At 59.7% G+C, this 17426-nt stretch carries 16 protein-coding genes; 2 read left to right on the top strand and 14 right to left on the bottom strand.

Annotation, left to right across the window (positions count from 1 at the left end; translation table 11 throughout):
- Positions 1 to 46 precede the first annotated feature (46 nt).
- The 6 genes from BLU28_RS11270 to BLU28_RS11245 form a co-directional block, all read right to left on the bottom strand.
- Complete coding sequence (locus BLU28_RS11270; protein ID WP_004445450.1) at positions 47 to 985, bottom strand: ABC transporter substrate-binding protein; 939 nt, start codon at positions 983 to 985, stop codon at positions 47 to 49.
- Positions 986 to 1007: 22 nt separating this feature from the next.
- On the bottom strand, positions 1008 to 2813 hold the full coding sequence (locus BLU28_RS26825; protein WP_077985899.1) for an amino acid ABC transporter permease/ATP-binding protein: 1806 nt from the start codon (positions 2811 to 2813) through the stop codon (positions 1008 to 1010).
- Positions 2814 to 2826: 13 nt separating this feature from the next.
- Complete coding sequence (locus tag BLU28_RS11260) at positions 2827 to 3381, bottom strand: GNAT family N-acetyltransferase (protein ID WP_064263457.1); 555 nt, start codon at positions 3379 to 3381, stop codon at positions 2827 to 2829.
- Positions 3382 to 3402: 21 nt separating this feature from the next.
- Positions 3403 to 4590 carry a M20 aminoacylase family protein gene (locus tag BLU28_RS11255; RefSeq protein WP_077985674.1) on the bottom strand — a complete coding sequence of 396 codons (1188 nt, stop codon included), beginning with the start codon at positions 4588 to 4590 and terminating at the stop codon, positions 3403 to 3405.
- 78 nt (positions 4591 to 4668) lie between these two features.
- A complete protein-coding gene (locus BLU28_RS11250; protein ID WP_004445454.1) occupies positions 4669 to 6009 on the bottom strand; it encodes an LLM class flavin-dependent oxidoreductase in 1341 nt (446 codons plus the stop codon).
- 23 nt (positions 6010 to 6032) lie between these two features.
- A complete protein-coding gene (locus tag BLU28_RS11245) occupies positions 6033 to 7037 on the bottom strand; it encodes an LLM class flavin-dependent oxidoreductase (protein WP_035206909.1) in 1005 nt (334 codons plus the stop codon).
- Positions 7038 to 7339: 302 nt separating this feature from the next.
- Between BLU28_RS11245 and BLU28_RS11240 the strand changes: the two genes are divergently transcribed.
- Positions 7340 to 7789 (top strand): RrF2 family transcriptional regulator, encoded by a 450-nt coding sequence (locus tag BLU28_RS11240; protein WP_004445456.1) that lies wholly within the window; start codon positions 7340 to 7342, stop codon positions 7787 to 7789.
- A gap of 30 nt (positions 7790 to 7819) precedes the next feature.
- On the opposite strand, the gene BLU28_RS11235 is transcribed toward BLU28_RS11240, so the two are convergent.
- The 5 genes from BLU28_RS11235 to BLU28_RS11215 all read right to left on the bottom strand — a co-directional run bounded on the left by BLU28_RS11235 (position 7820) and on the right by BLU28_RS11215 (position 11866).
- Positions 7820 to 8764 carry an acyl-CoA dehydrogenase family protein gene (locus BLU28_RS11235; protein ID WP_077985675.1) on the bottom strand — a complete coding sequence of 315 codons (945 nt, stop codon included), beginning with the start codon at positions 8762 to 8764 and terminating at the stop codon, positions 7820 to 7822.
- A gap of 48 nt (positions 8765 to 8812) precedes the next feature.
- On the bottom strand, positions 8813 to 9358 hold the full coding sequence (locus BLU28_RS11230; RefSeq protein ID WP_004445459.1) for a flavin reductase family protein: 546 nt from the start codon (positions 9356 to 9358) through the stop codon (positions 8813 to 8815).
- 180 nt (positions 9359 to 9538) lie between these two features.
- The gene (gene ssuD, locus BLU28_RS11225; protein WP_006698427.1) at positions 9539 to 10708 is read right to left on the bottom strand and encodes an FMNH2-dependent alkanesulfonate monooxygenase; all 1170 of its coding nucleotides are present in this window, start codon (positions 10706 to 10708) and stop codon (positions 9539 to 9541) included.
- A 168-nt stretch (positions 10709 to 10876) separates the two neighbouring features.
- The gene (locus BLU28_RS11220) at positions 10877 to 11074 is read right to left on the bottom strand and encodes a hypothetical protein (protein ID WP_064263463.1); all 198 of its coding nucleotides are present in this window, start codon (positions 11072 to 11074) and stop codon (positions 10877 to 10879) included.
- Positions 11075 to 11263: 189 nt separating this feature from the next.
- Positions 11264 to 11866 carry an alpha/beta hydrolase gene (locus BLU28_RS11215; protein ID WP_064263464.1) on the bottom strand — a complete coding sequence of 201 codons (603 nt, stop codon included), beginning with the start codon at positions 11864 to 11866 and terminating at the stop codon, positions 11264 to 11266.
- Between the two features lie 396 nt (positions 11867 to 12262).
- On the opposite strand from BLU28_RS11215, the gene BLU28_RS11210 reads away from it, so the two are divergent.
- Entirely contained in the window at positions 12263 to 13333 is a 1071-nt protein-coding gene (locus BLU28_RS11210; protein WP_060942336.1) for an LLM class flavin-dependent oxidoreductase, read from the top strand.
- 57 nt (positions 13334 to 13390) lie between these two features.
- Here BLU28_RS11210 and BLU28_RS11205 read toward each other — a convergent pair whose 3' ends face one another.
- The 3 genes from BLU28_RS11205 to BLU28_RS11195 all read right to left on the bottom strand — a co-directional run bounded on the left by BLU28_RS11205 (position 13391) and on the right by BLU28_RS11195 (position 17314).
- Entirely contained in the window at positions 13391 to 14569 is a 1179-nt protein-coding gene (locus BLU28_RS11205; protein ID WP_064263465.1) for an acyl-CoA dehydrogenase family protein, read from the bottom strand.
- On the bottom strand, positions 14566 to 15597 hold the full coding sequence (locus BLU28_RS11200) for an ABC transporter substrate-binding protein (protein WP_064263466.1): 1032 nt from the start codon (positions 15595 to 15597) through the stop codon (positions 14566 to 14568). The genes BLU28_RS11205 and BLU28_RS11200 overlap by 4 nt, the downstream gene beginning before the upstream one ends.
- 109 nt (positions 15598 to 15706) lie before the next feature.
- Positions 15707 to 17314: an ABC transporter substrate-binding protein gene (locus tag BLU28_RS11195; RefSeq protein WP_037091315.1), complete on the bottom strand. Its 1608-nt coding sequence runs from the start codon at positions 17312 to 17314 to the stop codon at positions 15707 to 15709.
- Positions 17315 to 17426: the final 112 nt, after the last annotated feature.

The following is a 17426-nucleotide window of genomic DNA, read 5'->3' as shown; positions in this document are numbered from 1 at the left end:
TTCAACTCAGCTTTTTCGGCAACTTGACTGTCAGCGATATGCCTTCTCAGCTCTTGGGCAGACCGGGCGGGTTTGTGCGGGATTCGGTGATGGCCTCCGAGCCCAGATTCCAGCGGGCGAGAACCTTGCCGTAGTTGCCGTTCTTGATTTGGGCATTCAGTGCGGCAGTGATGGCTTCGGCAATACCGGCGTCCTTTTTCGAAGCGACGGCGATTTCCGCCGCTTCGGGCCAGCCGCCGGAGAAGGTGCCGACGAGCTTCGTCTTCTTCTGGCTTGCCGCCTGGAAGGCAGAGGTGGCATTGGGGCCAAGATAGGCATCCGCGCGGCCGGATTGCAGGGCGACATCAAGCACCGCCTGGTCGTCGTAATATTGTACCTCGGTGTCGGCCAGGCCCTTGGCTTTGTTGTCCTTGATCCACTTCAAGAGTATCTGCTCCTGATTGGTGGCCGCGCCGACAATCACCTTCAGCCCGGCGACATCCTCGGGCTTGCCGATTGACGTGACCTTGCTGTTGTTGCCCACGTAAAAGCCCAGCAGGTCATTGCGATAGCTGGAGAAATCGAACTTTTCCTTGCGGGCCTCCGTCACCGTTATATTAGACGTCACGGCGTCATATTTGCCTGATGTGAGACCGAGCGGCCAGTCGGCCCAGGCGATGGGGACAAGCTGAAGTTCAAGTCCAAGGCTGTCGGCGACGAGCTGGGCAATATCCGGCTCCACGCCGATCGGCGTCTTCGTGTCGCTCGCATAATCCACCAGCGGCAGCCGGAAAGGTACGGTCGCAACCGTCAGCTTTCCATCGGCAACGAACTTGTGGCCGGCAGGCAGGAGCTTGATCGCCTCCTCCACCTTTTCTGCGCGAACGCGACCCTTCTGCTCCGGCGACAGGTCAACCTCCTGCGCATGCGCTGCCGGGATGAGCGCGGCAGTGGCCGTGAAAAGACCACCGGCGAGAAGGGATAATAATTTCGATGAAAAAGCCATGTGAGTGTTTCCTTGTTGTTGATTAGAGAACTTTGGCGAGGAATTCAGCTGTGCGCGGATGCTCGGGATTATTGAACACCTTGTCAGGCGTACCCGTTTCGAGAATTCGCCCCTGCTCCATGAAGATCACCCTGTCGGAAACTTCACGGGCAAAACCGATCTCGTGCGTGACGATGATGAGGGTGACGCCGGACCGGGACAGTTCCTTGATGACGTCAAGCACCTCGTTGACGAGTTCGGGATCAAGCGCCGAGGTCGGCTCATCGAACAACAGCACCTTTGGCCGTAGGGCAAGCGCCCGCGCAATCGCCACGCGCTGCTGCTGGCCGCCTGAAAGCTGACGCGGATAGGCTCCGGACTTTTCGGCAAGACCGACGCGAGCCAGAAGATCCCTCGCCTCCGCCTCGGCCTGCTCCTTCTTGATGCCGCGAACCACGACCGGCGCTTCGGCTATATTTTCCAGTGCGGTAAGATGGGGGAAGAGGTTGAAGCTCTGAAAAACCATACCCACTTCAACGCGTCGCTTGAGGATCTCCCGCTCCTTCAGCTCGTAGAGCGTGTCGCCTTGCTGGCGATATCCGACCAGTTCGCCGTCGATGGCAATGAAGCCATCATCCACGCGTTCCAGGTGATTGATGGAGCGCAGCAGGGTGGACTTGCCGGACCCGGACTGGCCGAGAATGGTGGTGACACTGCCCGCCGGAATGGAAACGGTGACATCATCAAGGACTTTCAGCGAGCCGAAAGACTTCGAAACACCGTGAATATTGACCGAACCACCGCGATTTCCGAGCTGGAAACTACCGGTCCTGACGGCGGCCGGCCGTTCGGCTCTAGCGTCCGCAGGCGCTGGTGCCTCCACCGCTTCAGGCAAGGGCCGGCGCGGCCGGATTGTGCGGTAGAGCGTTGCAAATAGTGAGGGCGGAGGGTTGCGCAGCGCGCCACGCGAAAAGTGCCGCTCGATGTGATGCTGGACGATGGAAAGCGCGGTCAGGATCACCAGATACCAGACGGTGGCAACCATCAGCAGCGGGATCACTTCCAGATTGCGGCGATAGATGATCTGGATCGTATAGAATAGCTCGGGCAGCGCGAGGATATAGACCTGCGACGTTCCCTTTGCGAGGAGAATGATCTCGTTGAAACCATTGGGCAGAATGGTTCTCATCGCCTGCGGTAGCACGATGCGCGAAAACTGCCGGCGGCGCGGCAGGCCAAGCGAGGCCGCCGCTTCGAGCTGACCTTGTTCGACTGATAGGATGCCGCCGCGCACGATCTCCGATGAGAAAGCCGCAGCATGTAGCGTCAGTCCGAGCACCGCAGCCGCAAAGGGCGTCATGAGCTGCGTCGTGTTCCAGCTGAAGAAGTTGATACCGGTATAGGGAACGCCGATCGTGACGGTCTCGTAGAGATAACCGAGATTATTGAGGATCAGCAGCAGCACAATCAGCGGAATGGAACGGAATATCCAGATATAGGTCCAGGAGATCGCGACAAGCAGGGGAGACCCCGAAACGCGGGCAAGGGCGAGAACGGTGCCGAGCACGAAACCCAGAAAAGCCCCAAGCGCCGTCAGCAGCAGCGTCCGGCCTAGCCCCACAAGCACCGGTTCGGCGAAAAACCATTCCGCAAATACATTCCAGCCCCAGCGTGGGTTACCGAAGACGGAATGCAGGACGGCCGCGATGATGAGAACCGCAAGAACGGTGCCCGCCGTACGCAGTGGATAGCGGGCAGGAACGACGCGGAAATGCGCGTAACCGTCCCTGACCGGCTCGCCCTTGTGTTCACTCACCGAGACATTCGGAAAATCGGAAGCTATCGTCATCGGAAAAGGCCTTTCACGGATGAACTGGAGAGAGTTGCGGCCGCGCGGCCGAAAGCGATGCGCCATCCCTGATGGGCGCAGAAGCTTCAGACAGCCATTTTTCAAAAGGCAGGGACTTGATCGTCTCGGGATCGGCCGCGGTGTCGAACAGGGCGCGGTAGCCGTTGGTCAGATAAAGACCGACCGCTTCTGGCTGACGGAAGCCGGTGGTCAGATAAACGCGGGCGTAGCCCTGACGGATCGCCTGCAGCTCCAGTTCCCGCAGCACAAGTTTCGCGAGCCCCTGCCTGCGATGGGCGGAGTGTGTCCAGACGCGCTTGAATTCTGCCGTCTCGTCGTCGTAGCGCATGAAAGCCCCACCGGCGATCGCCTTGCCGTCACGCAGGAGCAGCAGGAAGTTGCCAGATGGCGGGCTGAAGGCCTCAGGCGGATATTTGTTGAGCTCCGCCTTGGCCCCTTCCGCATTGAAAAATGTGCCGTAGCGGCTGTCATATTCGAACAGCAACTCCTCAAGAAGCGGCGTCGCGAGCGGATCCTTGACCGATGTATAGAAAAAAGTGTCGCTCATGTCCTTGTCCCAAATTTTGCGTCAGGAGAGGTAGTCTTCCGCCAGACGCACCCAGAAGCGCGCCGCAGGGGCGATGATCGTATCGTTGAAATCGTAGTGAGGGCTGTGCAGCGGCGCGCTGTCGCCATTGCCGACGAAGAGATAGGAACCAGGCCGCTCCTGCAGCATGAAGGCGAAATCCTCGCTCGCCGTTCTCGGCTGAAAGCTCTCGGCGATCTGTCCTGGCGGGAAGTGCCGTCTGGCGACATCTTGGGCGAAAGCCGTCTGCACGGCATGATTGATGACGGGCGGAAAACCCCGTGCATAAGCAACCTCGGCCTTTGCGCCAAAGCTTTCCGCCTGCGCCTTTGCCAGCGCCGGAAGCCGCTCCTCCAGCCTGTCGCGCACGACCGGCGAGAAGGCGCGCGCAGTGATCTGCAGTTCGACGCTCTCGGGAATGACATTCGAAGCCGTCCCGCCATGAATGGAGCCAACCGTCAGCACCGCCATCTCGCGCGGATCGACATTGCGTGAAACGATGCTTTGCAGCGCGGTGACGAAGCTTGCCGAGGCGAGAACCGGGTCGACCGTTTCGTGCGGCGCTGCCCCGTGTCCGCCCCTGCCGACAATCCGCACCTTCGCCTTGTCGACGGAGGCCATTGCAGGACCTTCAACGAAACCGAACTGGCCCGCCTCGACACCCGGCCAGTTATGCAGGCCAAAGACGGCGTCGACCGGAAAGCGTTCGAACAGCCGGTCCTTTATCATCGCCCTCGCGCCGGCGCCGATTTCCTCGGCGGGCTGGAAGATCAGTGTCAACGTGCCGGAAAAACTCGAGGTTTCGGCAAGATAACGGGCTGCTGCGAGCAGGATGGTCGTATGGCCGTCGTGACCGCAGGCATGCATGACACCCGGCGTGTCGCTGGCATAGGCAAGGCCGGTTTCCTCGGTAATGGGCAGCGCGTCGATATCGGCGCGAATACCGAGGCGTTTTTCGCCATGGCCGCGCTTGAGGGTCGCCACAACGCCATGGCCGCCGACGCCCTCCGTCACCTCATATCCGAAAGACAGAAGATAACGGGCGATGAGAGCGGCCGTGCGTTTCTCCTTCAGCGAGAGCTCCGGATGCCGGTGGAGATCGCGCCGGATGGCGATGCTCTCCTCGATGAAGGCAAGGATTCCCCGTTCGGCGTCGTCCTGCGGACGCGCGCCGTCAATGTGGATGTTCATGGTTCTATCTCCTGCACGACCCTTTACGCGCCGCGTCCTGAAAGTCTGCGCTGGCCGGGTCGCCCTCCGGCCGCGATCTTATGCGATGGCCTTGTCCGAACCGCTTTCGCCCCGGGTGTAGACGCTTTCCCGGAAAGGCAGCCCGAGATGGTCGCGCAGCGTCGCCCCGTCCAGATGCGGATCGAAATAACCCCGCCGCTGCAGCACAGGAATGACAAGGCGGATAAAATCATCCAGCCCTTCGGCGATCACGGGAAAACCGAGAATGAAGCCGTCCGCAGCGTCGTGCTCCACCCAGCGGATGATTTCGTCAGCCACCTTGTCCGGTGTGCCGATGAAACCCTCACGCGGGGTCGCCGCCTCCAGTGCCGCCTCGCGCAGCGTCTGGTTCTTTTCCTTGGCGCGACGCTTGATGCGGTCGGTCGTTGAACGGAAACTGTTCTTGCCGATATCGCCCAGGTCAGGGAAAGGCTCATCCAGCGGATAGACGCTGAAATCATGATGATCGAAGAAGCGGCCGAGATAGGCGAGCGCCTCCTCGATTGTGATGAGGTTGCGGATAACGTCGTATTTCGCCTCCGCTTCTTCCTGGGTCTCGCCGACAATCGGACCGATGCCTGGGAAGATCTTCACATCGGCAGCGGACCTGCCCTGCGCGACGGCACTCTGCTTGACTCGCTTCAGGAAGGTCTGGTTTTCCTCAAGTGAAGCGGAATTGGTGAAGACCGCATCAGCGTGCTTGCCCGCAAGACCGATGCCGGCATCGGATGAGCCGGCCTGAAACACTACCGGCTGCCCCTGCGGCGAACGCTGGATGTTCAAGGGGCCTTCCACCTGGAAAAAGCGGCCCTTATGGCCGAGGGTGTGAAGTTTGGTGCGGTCGAAAAATTGTCCCGTCTCACGGTTGCGCACAAAGGCATCATCGTCCCAGCTGTCCCACAGACCCTTGATGACTTCGAGATATTCGTCGGCAATCTCATAACGCAGCGCATGTTCAGGATGATTGCGGCTGTAGTTCTTCGCCGTGCCTTCGAGAGGTGTCGTCACCGCATTCCATCCGGCGCGGCCACCGCTCAGGAGATCGAGCGAAGCAAACTGGCGGGCGATGGTGAAGGGGTCGCTATAGGAGGTCGAAACGGTTCCGGCGAGACCGATCTTCGAGGTCACCGCGGCCAGCGCTGAAAGGATCGTCAGCGGCTCGAACCGGTTGAGGAAATGAGGGATCGACTTTTCGTTGATGTAAAGCCCGTCCGCCACGAAAGCGAAGGCGATACCGGCCGCCTCCGCCTTCAACGCATTCTTCCTGAAAAACTCGAAATTGACGCTGGCGTCAACTGGGCTTTTGGGATGCCGCCAAGCGTTCATATGCCCGCCGGGACCCTGAAGCATGATGCCGAAACGGATTTTCTTTCTCGTCATGTCATTTCCTCCTGAGGACTAAATCACGCCGCCCGGGAAAGGCGGTGCGTGGCCAAGAGTTCGATCGAGGCAAGCCGCTGATCGGCCCCGACATGCGGCGGCTCGATGATGAATTCCTCGATGCCGTGCTCTTCGGAAAGCGCGCGAAGCGCCTTGTGAATATCCTCCGGCCCGCCATGCAGGACATTGGGCTTGCGCTCCTCGATGCGGTAATCGGCATCGCCGGACTGGCGGGCAAATTCCTCCGCCTGTTCACGCCGGCCCAGATTGAAGGCCCTGCCATCACTGAGGAACACCCGGTAAATGCGCTGACCTTCGACCTGCCGCGCGGCATGAGCGGGGTCGCTGGCAGCAAACGCGGACAGGGCAAGGACCGGGGCAACTCCGCCGCTTTCTTCACGGAAAGCCGAAAGGCTGCGGCGGAGAACCTCCACGTCGCCATTGAGATGGCCGGCAAAAACGAAATTCCATCCGCGTGAAGCGGCAAGCCTCGCGCTTTCCGGGCTGGCGCCGAGCAGGAATCGTTCCGCAGCGACCGGCGGTACGGGAGTTGCCCGCAATCCGGCCTGCGCGTGTTCGTGCGGCGCGGCGCCGGACAGGAATGTGGTAAGCTCGCCGAAGGCCGCTTCAAAATCCGGTTTGCGGGCAGGATCATAGGCCTGCTGCAAGGCTGACGTCGCGAGCGGCAGCCCGCCCGGTGTCTTACCGATGCCGAGATCAACCCGGCCAGGCGCGAGCGACGACAAAACGTTGAAAACCTCGGCAACCTTGTAAGGGCTGTAGTGCTGCAGCATGACGCCGCCTGAGCCGACGCGGATGTGGGAGGTCTTCGCCAATATCCACGCAACCAGCGCTTCCGGCGCGGACCCGGCTAGTTCCGGCGAATTGTGATGCTCGGCCACCCAGAAACGGCGGTAGCCCAGCTCTTCGGCACGTCTGGCGAGATTGATAGTGTCGCGGAATGCACTCGCCGCGTCCTCACCCGTGGGAACAGGGCTCTTGTCCAGCAAACTGAGCGTATACATCATCACCTCGCGTGTCTTTGATGCATACTTTGTCTACGGATTTTATATACTAATAAAGGATGATCGTTCCACGTTGCGGCGCGATGAGAGAAAATATTGTTTTCAATGGTGTCGCGGAAAGCCGGCGCAGGCGGGAGCCATCCGCAACGCGGAGGGTCACCTTAAAATAACGTTGCAACTGGCCGCTTTCAGCACCAACGAAGGCGAAACGGGCTTGCGCCGAAATTCGGTAAAAACTACTTAGTAACTCAGGAATAATATGGCGAGGCGCTGTAAAACGTGCCGTTTCTCTTTCGGATCATGTGATGTTGACCAAAAAAGGCAAATACGGACTAAAAGCACTTGTCGATCTGGCGCGGTTGCCCCAGGGCGAAACCGCCTTCGTGACAGAGATTGCGAGCCGTAACAACATCCCGAAAAAATTTCTCGACACCATTCTTCTGGAACTGCGCAATAGCGGGATCCTGCGCTCCAAGAAGGGGCCCAATGGCGGTTATTCACTGTCGAAAATGCCGTCGGAAATCATGATCGGCCAAGTTATCCGCACGCTGGACGGTCCTCTGGCGCCCATCCGCTGCGCAAGTCGCACAGCCTTTGAAGCCTGTGACGACTGCGATGATCCGGAGACCTGTCAGGTCAGACTTTCGATGACGGACGTCCGTGACGCCATCGCAACGATTCTGGACAATATGACGCTTGCGCAATTCGTGGAGAAGGACGGGCAGGACGCCCACGCCATTCCGGCCGGTCAATAGATTTCGAACGGTCGGCCATTCGCGATCTACTCATTGCCTGCGCAGATCGTCCTCCAGCGAAGCGATCAATCCGTCTTCGCTGACGCCTTCGACAAGACCGAGGCGTGCCATCAGGATTTCAAGCGTGATGGCATTGTTGCGAACCGAGCGAAAGGTGACGTTTTCTGCACCAACCTGTGCCGCATCGATATTGGCCGCAAGGCTTGCTATCTGCGCCCTCAGGAGTTCGATGGCGAGAAATACTTCCCCTATGACGGGTCGCGCCGCACTCTTATCCGCCAGCCTGTCGATCAGCAGGGACGAAAGCTCACCCTGCTTTTGTCCCAACGCCACTGCGGCCCTCAAAAGTGTTGAAACGGAAGTGGCCAGATTTCCGGCGCCCTGAGCCAGGAACACAACCTGATCGGCACGCACCAGACCCTCCCACGACGTATTGGGGCGATTGCGCAAGACGATAAGCAAGGGCTGCCCGGACGTATTGACCGCTGGCACGACGATCCAGTCCGCGTCGCCCCTCACCGACCCAACAACGTCGTCGGGAAGCCGCAGGGCATAGTCGTCTTCCGTCACCGTAACCGCTTGGTCCAGATTCGCGGCAGACGTTGCCGGTCCGAATGTCTCGCCAAGATCGAGACGGGCGAAAAGCGCCCTGCGCTGCTCTTCGCTGCCCGCATTCCTGATGAACTCAAGGGCAGTGAAATGTTCAACGAGGCCCTGCGCCGCCTCGGCATCGGCTGCTGAAATAATGGCAAGCGCCTGTGACAGAATGTCATTGGTGATATCCGCTCCACCGAGCTCCGTTGGAACGGAAAGAGCGAGAAGGCCGGAACGGGCAATCCGAGCGTGGATGTGTCCTGGACTTTCAACGCCGCAGTTCGCGGCGATTGCCCGTGCGACGGTCAGCACATCAATATCCGCGCCAAGGCGTGGAGGAACGAAACGAAGTCTTTCGCCGAGAGGCGTGACGGATCCCATGCTCAACTCCCTCAAACAATGACAAAGCAACGCGCCGGCGGCCGACGCTTAACCCAGCGAATGATAACGCCCGTTCTGATAGACCAGCGAGTAGCCGGAGCCGACGCGGATCGCCTCCACCTTGCCGATCACGATGACATGGCTATGCCGTTCGATCGCTTCCTCAATGGTGCAGTCGATCGCCGCGACAGCATCCTCAAGAATAGGCGCGCCGCTCGCCAGCCGGGTCCATTCAGCACCGCGATAACGATCCGCACCCTTCAGGCCGCCGATGCCGGCGAACTGGTTGGCGATGAACTGATGGTTGGGGCCGATAATGTTCACGGCGAGATGGCCGAAACGCTGCACGACCGGCCATGTGGACGAGGAGCGATTGAGCGCGACAAGAATTCTGGGGGGATCGACCGACAGCGCCGTGGCCGAGGTTACGGTCGCACCCGTTCGGGCCTCCCCTTCCCCCGCCGTGATCACGCTGACGCCGCCGCCCAGTGTTCTCAGCGCCGCCTTGAGGCTGTCGGCATCCGGAGCCTTGCCGGCAACGGGGTCACGGAGATTGATGAATTGTTGATCCTTGGCCGCATATTGCAATGTCATCGGTGGCTCCTGAAAAAGCTGATTTGTTCAATAGCTAACAGCGGCGATGGGGTGGGAAACAGGCACCTTTTTCCATAATGACAAAATTCTATAGAAATAATGTTTTATATGCTTCTGCGCCGTTGCAGCCTGCCGCAGGATACGAGGCGTAAGAAGAATGGCCTGCCTTTCGCAGGCCATTCAGGACCCGGATACAAGCTTGACGTTGCCGCCATGGCCACCGCCGCCAAAGACCTGCTTTGTTCCGAATGACGAGCGGATCTGATCGCGCGGTCCGCCGAGCCCGATTTCCGGGAACAACAGTTCGGAAACGCGATAGGCTTCCTCGAGATGAGGATAACCGGACGCAATGACGGTATCGATGCCGAGCGCCTGATATTCCCGCAGTCTCGCCGCAACCGTCTTCGGCGAACCGACCAGCGCCGTGCCGGCGCCCGAACGGACGAGCCCGATGCCCGCCCACAGGTTCGGGGAAACCTCGAGCCGGTCGCGTCGGCCGTTGTGCAACGCCTGCATCCGCGCTTGCCCGACGGAATCCGACGCTTTGGAGAATACTTCCTGAGCAGACGCAATGGTCTCGTCGGAGAGCTTCGAAATCAGCCTGTCGGCATCGGCCCAGGCCTCCTCGTCGGTTTCACGCACGATGAAATGCAGGCGAATGCCGAAGGTTACCTCGCGGCCCTTTTTGGCGGCGGCCGCACGTACCTTGGCGATTTTTTCAGCGACCTGTGCCGGCGGCTCGCCCCAGGTGAGATATTTGTCGGTGATACCAGCCGAAAACTCGATGCCGGCATCGGAAGAGCCGCCGAAATAAAGCGGCGGGCGCGGCTCCTGTACCGGCGGCAGGCCGAGCCTTGCGTCCACCGCCTTGATATATTTGCCGTCCAGGCTCCCCTTGCCGGTTTCGATCAGTGAATTGAAAACCTGGAAGAACTCGTCGGCATGGTCGTAACGTTCGTCATGCGGCAGGAAAATGCCGTCGCCGCCCAGTTCCTGCGCGCTGCCGCCAACCACGATGTTGAGAAGCAGCCGTCCATGGGAAACACGATCAAGCGTGGAGGCCAGCCGGGCATAATAGGCGGGTGACGCAACGCCCGGACGGATGGCAACGAGGAATTTCAGCTTCTCGGTATAAGCCGCAAGATTGGCCGCGAGAATGAAGGATTCCTCGCAGGCGACGCCGGTTGGAATGAGCACGCCGGAATAACCCAGCCGATCGGCAGCCTGCGCGATTTCGCGAAAATAGCCGGGATCGGCAGGACGCGCGAGATCGTCGGAGCCCAGATAACTACCGTCGCCCGACGAGGGAATGAACCAAAGAAAATCGAGGGGTTTGTCGGCTGTGCTCATCGGCTGGTCCTTTGCAATCCGCCCTTCGGGCAATGCGTTCTGATGATAAAGGGTAGCCAATTCCCCGGCGCGTTTAAGAAATTTTGTTCCAATTTCCATTCGGCATGGAGAGTTTCTCTCCCGGATAACCCGCCCTGCGAAGCGAAACGAAGCCTTCGCCAATAGCCGTCAGAAGACCGGGTAAAGGCCGAGCATTGCAAAATTCATTTCGCAGATTTCTTCCCGCTCGAGTTCGAGATCGCTTTTTTCTCGCCTGATACGTCCGGAATGGTCCAAGGGATGAAGGCTGACCCGTTCCTCGTCATGCGGCTGACGCCGGGTCAAACCGAACAGATCGAAAGTAAACGCATGAAGTCCCTGCGGCATGTGCGCCTCCTTTGCTCTACTCGCTCCATCCTCAGGCGATCATCCAAAATCGTCAATATTTTCGATAAAATTACTATTCTATTATTAGAGGATCATCGGCAAATGTGGACCAAGCTTGCGGCGTGAGGGAAAAAATCCGTTTCCGACGGCCAATGGCAGTACATGGACCGCAAACGACCACTCTTCTCTTCAAAAATACGCATCACTGAGCGCACTCAGTGTGTTCGACCTCGATCGGGTCCCCGCCTTTGCGGGTGCGTTACCCATCTTCAGCCGTTCGAGCAGAGCATAACCCTCGGGCCATCGTCCGTAGCCGCTGGCAATATTGATATGCCCGACGGCGCCGAGATTGATGAGATCGCTCCCCCACAGGCTGGCACTGCGCGAAAGCTCTTCGGCATCCATGTAGGGATCGTTCATACTGCCCACGACGAGGCTCGGAAAAGCAAGCGGCTGCTGCGGAAATGCGCCGAACCGCACAATACAGGGATGCATCGCCTCCACGCGGTCGAGATGAGCGGGTGCAACCAGAAGCGCGCCCCTGATCTTTGCGGCGGAGGGTCGAGACGCCATATTCGCCACCAACAGGCAACCGAGGCTGTGGGCGACGATATAAGCACTTTCGACGGTCGCCAGCGCTGCCTCCAGACGGTCAAGCCAGTCGTCGAGAACCGGGCATTGCCAATTGTCCTGATCGACCAGTTGGGCATCGGGATCATCCAGCAACCAATGTCGCTGCCAGTGCCCTTCATCCGAACCATTCAGGCCAGGAACAATCAAGGTGGTACACATGCCTGCTCCGTAGGTTGTGTGCGAGTGCACCAAGCATGGTGAATTTTATGATTCCAGTCGACTATCGCCTTGCTCACCTTTTGGATGCACGAGAAAAAACGATCCAGACAAATCCGATAGTTCAGAAAATACGTTCTCGGTTCCCAAGATAATGTCCGTCAGAGGAAATCATTTCCTCAAATTTTTTATATAGAAAATATGTGCAATTTAGGCTTCCCAGACGGAAAGCTTTTCCTCTGCCGGACAACAAAAGAAACGTCGCTGCTTCGCCGGGCCGTCGCCGCTTTGCCATTCTCGCACGTGGGTAGGCTTGCGCTTCCCGTAGCCCAAGTGGCAGAGGCCGGGCTTTCGCAGAGCCGCTCCGCCGCACCACAAACGAAAATTCAGGCGGATAATGTGAGCAGCACGAGCGAATTTCTCTGGTACATCCCCAATGACGTCAAACCCGGTCACCGTGGCGATGCCGTCAGCGATAATCACAACAGTCTCGACACGTTGACGGGCCATGCCAGGGCGCTTGAAACCCATGGCTGGAAAGGCGCGCTGGTCGGCACGGGTTGGGGAAGACCCGACACTTTCACGGTGGCGGCGGCGCTTACTGCGCGCACCACCACATTCGAACCGCTGATCGCCATCCGCCCCGGCTACTGGAAACCGGCCAACCTCGCATCGGCAGCCGCCACCCTCGACCAGCTTTCGGGTGGCAGGGTCAGGATCAACATCGTCTCCGGCAGGGATGAGCTTGCGGCCTATGGCGACGAAGAAGGCGATCAGGCGCAGCGTTATGCCCGCACGAAAGAATTCATGCGGCTGGTGCGGCGGCTCTGGACGGAGGAAAACGTCTCGTTCGAAGGTGAGCATTTCCGGGTGAAGAACTCCACTGTCCTGCCGCGCATCGCGCCGCGCGAAGGCAGGCCGCATCCCAAACTCTATTTCGGCGGCGCTTCCGAAGCAGCCGAGCAGGTTGCCGCAACCGAGGCCGACGTGCAGCTTTTCTGGGGAGAGCCGCTCGCCGGTGTGCGTGAGCGGATAGAACGGCTCAGGTACCTCAGTGAAACGCTCGGCCGCGATCTGCCGCCGCTGCAATTCGGCCTGCGGATCACCACGCTGGTGCGCGAAACGACCGCCGAGGCGTGGCGCGATGCGGAAGCAAAGGTTGCCGAGATGGCCGCAAACAATGGCGTGCGCTGGAACGACCATCTTCAGGCAGTCGCAGTCGGCCAGCGCCGCCTTCTGGACTTGCACCGGCAGAGCGACGTGCTGGACGACAATCTTTACACCGCTCCGGGCAAATTCGGTGGCGGCGGCGCCGGGACGACCTGGCTTGTAGGATCAGCGGAAGATGTCGCAACGTCGCTCAAGAAGTATCGTGAGTTGGGAATCACCCATTTCGTGCTGTCCGATACGCCCTATCTGAAAGAAATTGAGCGACAGGGCGACAGGCTGCTGCCGCTGCTGCGGGATTGATGCGGTGACGCTGCCGGGCGACCCTGCTGAAACAGGGCCGCCCAATGCCTTCTCCGGTCAGCCACCGGCTGCCTTGATGCTCTGGCGGCCAAGGATCGTGCGGATCATATGGCTCTGCGGCGCGTGCGCCCGTGCCGTGATGGCATCGCGGTGATGGCGCTCAAGATGGTAGTCCCGGCGCAGGCCGCGATTGCCGCCCAGTTCCAGAGCCAGATCCGTCACCGCCACCGCATTGTCAATCACGACATGGCGAACGGCCAGTGCATCGGTTCCCACTCTCTCCCCCACATCGATATCCCGGGCGACGGACGCAAGCAGGCGTCTGTTCGCCGCCAGCAATACTTCGATCTGACCGAGACCTTCCTGAATGCGGGGGATGGAGGACAGCGGTGCCCCGAGACTCGCCGGAACATGACCATTAAGATGGCGCAGCAGATCGTCCCGCGCCGAGAGCGCGACGCCGTGATAGACGGAAGCCAGCAGCACGAAGAAATTGTAACCGTCCACTTCATCGCGCCGCAGCGGCTCATCCGCCGGTTGCTCGGCCACGATATCGGCAAGTGGCACCCTGACGTCCTCCAACACCAGATCGTGACTGGCGGTGGCGTACATGCCGGTCGCTTCCCATGCCTTTTCCTGGGTGATTCCAGTCGCGTCGAGAGGAACCAGAAGCTGGATGAGGCGCGGCGACTCTTCCGTCGTCACGGCAAGCACGATCGCCCATTTCAGGCCCGGCAGGCCAGTCACGAAGCTCTTGCGGCCGTTGACGACCCAGACATCGCCCTCAATTCGCGCCGTTGTTTCCGGCAGGCCGCCATGGGCCGGCGAACCGACACCCGGCTCTGCCTGCGCGTTGTTGAGGAGTGCCAATTCCCGGCCATTGGCGGCCAGCACCCTTGCGGCCAGTACCGCTGGCCACTTGCCGCGCCGGATCGCGGCATGGACGCTATAATGCATGGCGAGGATGAGAGCGGTCGATGGATCGCCCTTGGCGATGGTTGTGATGACGGCATGGGTCGTTTCCATGCCCTCGCCCCAGCCGCCATCCTTCTCAGCCGTGACAAGACCGAGCAGGCCTGATTTGAAAAGCGCCTCGAAATTACCCGCAGCGAATTCACCGCTTTTGTCATGGTCCGCAGCCGTCAGGCTGAAATCTTCGGCCAGCGCGGTTGCCACTGCCACGGGATCCGCTCGCTGCGCCGGCGCCTTCGGAACGGCGGAAAGTGCAACACTCATGCCACCGCCCTTTCGTTCGCCGTAACGAAACGATCATCGATCCAGGCGCCAAGATTGAAGTCGTTTTCAAGGAAGCCCCACTGGTGCAGGAAGTCCTTGTAATGGCCCACGGCACCGACAAGGTCGGCATCAAGACCAAGGCCAAGATGGCGGTGAACCTCCGCGCCGTTGGCGGCCAGAACCTGTTCCTCCGTCGCGCCAGCCTCACGCGCGATGAAACGACGCGTCTCCTCGGGGTGCTGCTCCGCCCAGAGCGAGGCTTTGCCGATGGCAGCAACCAGCCGCTCGACCAGATCGGGACGCTCATCGGCAAGCCGCCCATCCACCGTCAACACCCGGGGCGAACCGGAATTGATGCGTATCTTCGGATCGGGGTGAAAACCGAACTCCGCAACCTGCACCGCACCGATCAGGTTCGCGGCGGCAATGCCAGCCGTTCCCTTGACAAAAATCGCATCGACCTCGCCGCGCAGGAGCGCGATGACCTCCTCGCCGAAGGATTGCCGGCGCTTCAGGCCGAACAGCGACGGCCCTTCCTGCGAGGCGAGCACCGAATCCTTGATGACAATATCCTTGAGTTCGATATCCTCGACCTTCAGCCCTTCCAGCGAGAGCGCCGAAACGATGCCCTTCAGCGCCGTCGCCCGCATGAAATCGACGATGCCCTCCGGCCGGCGCGGCACGCCGAAACGGCGACCGACCAGATCGGCAAGCGAACGGATACCGGTTTCCGGCAGGGTGATGATCGCCTGAAACTCATCCGTCCACGTCACCCCGATGAGACGCGTATAACGCCCTTCCGAGCGGGCACGGATAGGCGGCACATTGCCGCCATGGCGGAACGACCATTCCAGCGTGTGGTTGAAATGGCTCTGGCGAACGGAACGGTCAGGAGAGTCGATGATGGATTTCAGCGCTATGCCGGCCTCTTTGAAGGTCTGCTCGAGATAACCCAGCTGCGCCGCGAGCCCCACTGGCGTGGGCACCGGGCAGCGTGTGTACCAGATTTCAGAAAGTGACGTGCTCATGGAATGGCCTCAATGAAACGATGGCACCGGAAAGCGAAGCTGCGGCGCCCGTCGGCTGAAGGGAGACATCCCGGCCCGCCGCAGGGGCGAGCCGGGTCTGGTGAGACGATCAGGATGCGGCGATATGCGCGAAGGCGAGGCTTCCCGCCACACCTTCGGCACCGATGGTGTGATCGGCGATACGCTTGTTGTAGATGGTGATTTCAGGTGCTGCGACGATGTCGATGGCCGGCACATCCTCGACGAGGATCTGCTGGATCTCCTTCCATTGCGCAACGCGCTTGTCGGGATCGATCTCGATGGCGGCCGCTTCAAGAAGTGCATCCACCTTGGGATTGCTGTAAGCCGCGCCATTGGAGAAAGGCACGCCCTTCTTGAAGTTCTTTGACCAATAAAGCCGCTGCACACCCACGGTCGGATCGAAGAGATTGCTCATGCCCTCATAGGCAAAATCGAAGTCGCGATCCGTGTAGATACGCTTGGTGTAGGTGGCGAAGTCCTGCGTGCGCACTGTCACATCAACGCCGACTTTCGCCAGCGCCTGGCGAATATAATCTGCGCCGCGCGGATAGGCCTCGGTGCTCGGCACGTAATCCAGATTGAGCTTGAAACGGATGCCATCGGCACCACGCTTGTATCCGGCCTCATCGAGCAGCGCTTCGGCGGCCTTCAGATCGATCGGATAGGTCTTCAGATCATCCACGAACCATTTCGTGAGCTTCGGATTGATCGGCCCGGTGATCGTCGCGCCGTAACCATAGTTGACGGTGTTGAAGATGACGTTGCGGTCGATGACATGCGCGAAAGCGCGGCGCACGCGAACGTCCTTGAAGACATCCTTTTCAAGGTTGAACTCCACGCGGCTGATCGAGTTGGTATATTGATAGCCATTGGTCTCGAAGCCGAGGCTCGGAAGCTCCTTCAAACGGTCGAGATCGCTATAGGCAACCGGGGTGCTGGGCGCGAGATCGATTTCGCCTGTTTCAATGGCAATCGCGCGGGCGGAAGCATCAGGAATGAAGCGTACGATGAGCTTGTCGAGATAAGGGCGCGGCGCATCCCAATAATCGGCATTGCGCTCGAAAACGATATGGCTGCCGCGTACCCATTCCTTGAACTTGAACGGGCCGGTGCCAACGGGTGCGAGATTGACCGGGTTTTCGGTCACTTTCGTCCCTTCATAGAGGTGTTTCGGCACGATCGGCGTTTCAGCGGCGGCGAGCGCCGTAATGAGGTAGGGCGCGGGCTTGGAAAGCACCAGCACCGCCGTCAGCTCGTCCGGCGTCTCGACGGCAGTCAGATTGAGGAATGTGTTGCGGCCGCGCGGATGCACTTCCTTGATGGCGTTGATGGAGAACGCCACATCGGCGGATGTGAAGGGCTTGCCGTCATGCCATTTAACGCCGGGTCTCAGCTTGAAGGTGTAACGCAGGCCATCCGCGCTCACATCCCATGATTTTGCCAGCAGCGGCTTGGGATTGAGATCGAAATCATAGGTCAGCAGACCCTCGGTGACCTTCGGTGATATATAGACGGAATTATAGGCCGTGTGCGCAATCGTCGTCAGCACCGGCGGTTCCGACGAGATAAGCAACGTGGCTGTTCCGCCACTGGCAGGCTCTGCCGCGCGAAGCTTCAGCCCAGGCAAAGACACCACGCCAAGGGCGACCGACGCCAGCAGAAATCCCCGCCGCGTCGTCTGGTTGAAAACAGTCATGCGATACCCTCTCCTTGATTGAACCGGCAAAAAACCGGCGAAACTGAACTCTTGCGCTTGGGAAGAAGTTTGTTCCTCGGACGAGACGAGATTGGGATAGTGAACCAACCAT

It is taken from the genome of Agrobacterium pusense, from assembly GCF_900102105.1.
Lineage (GTDB): Bacteria > Pseudomonadota > Alphaproteobacteria > Rhizobiales > Rhizobiaceae > Agrobacterium > Agrobacterium pusense.
This window is presented reverse-complemented; position numbering and strand designations above follow the sequence as displayed.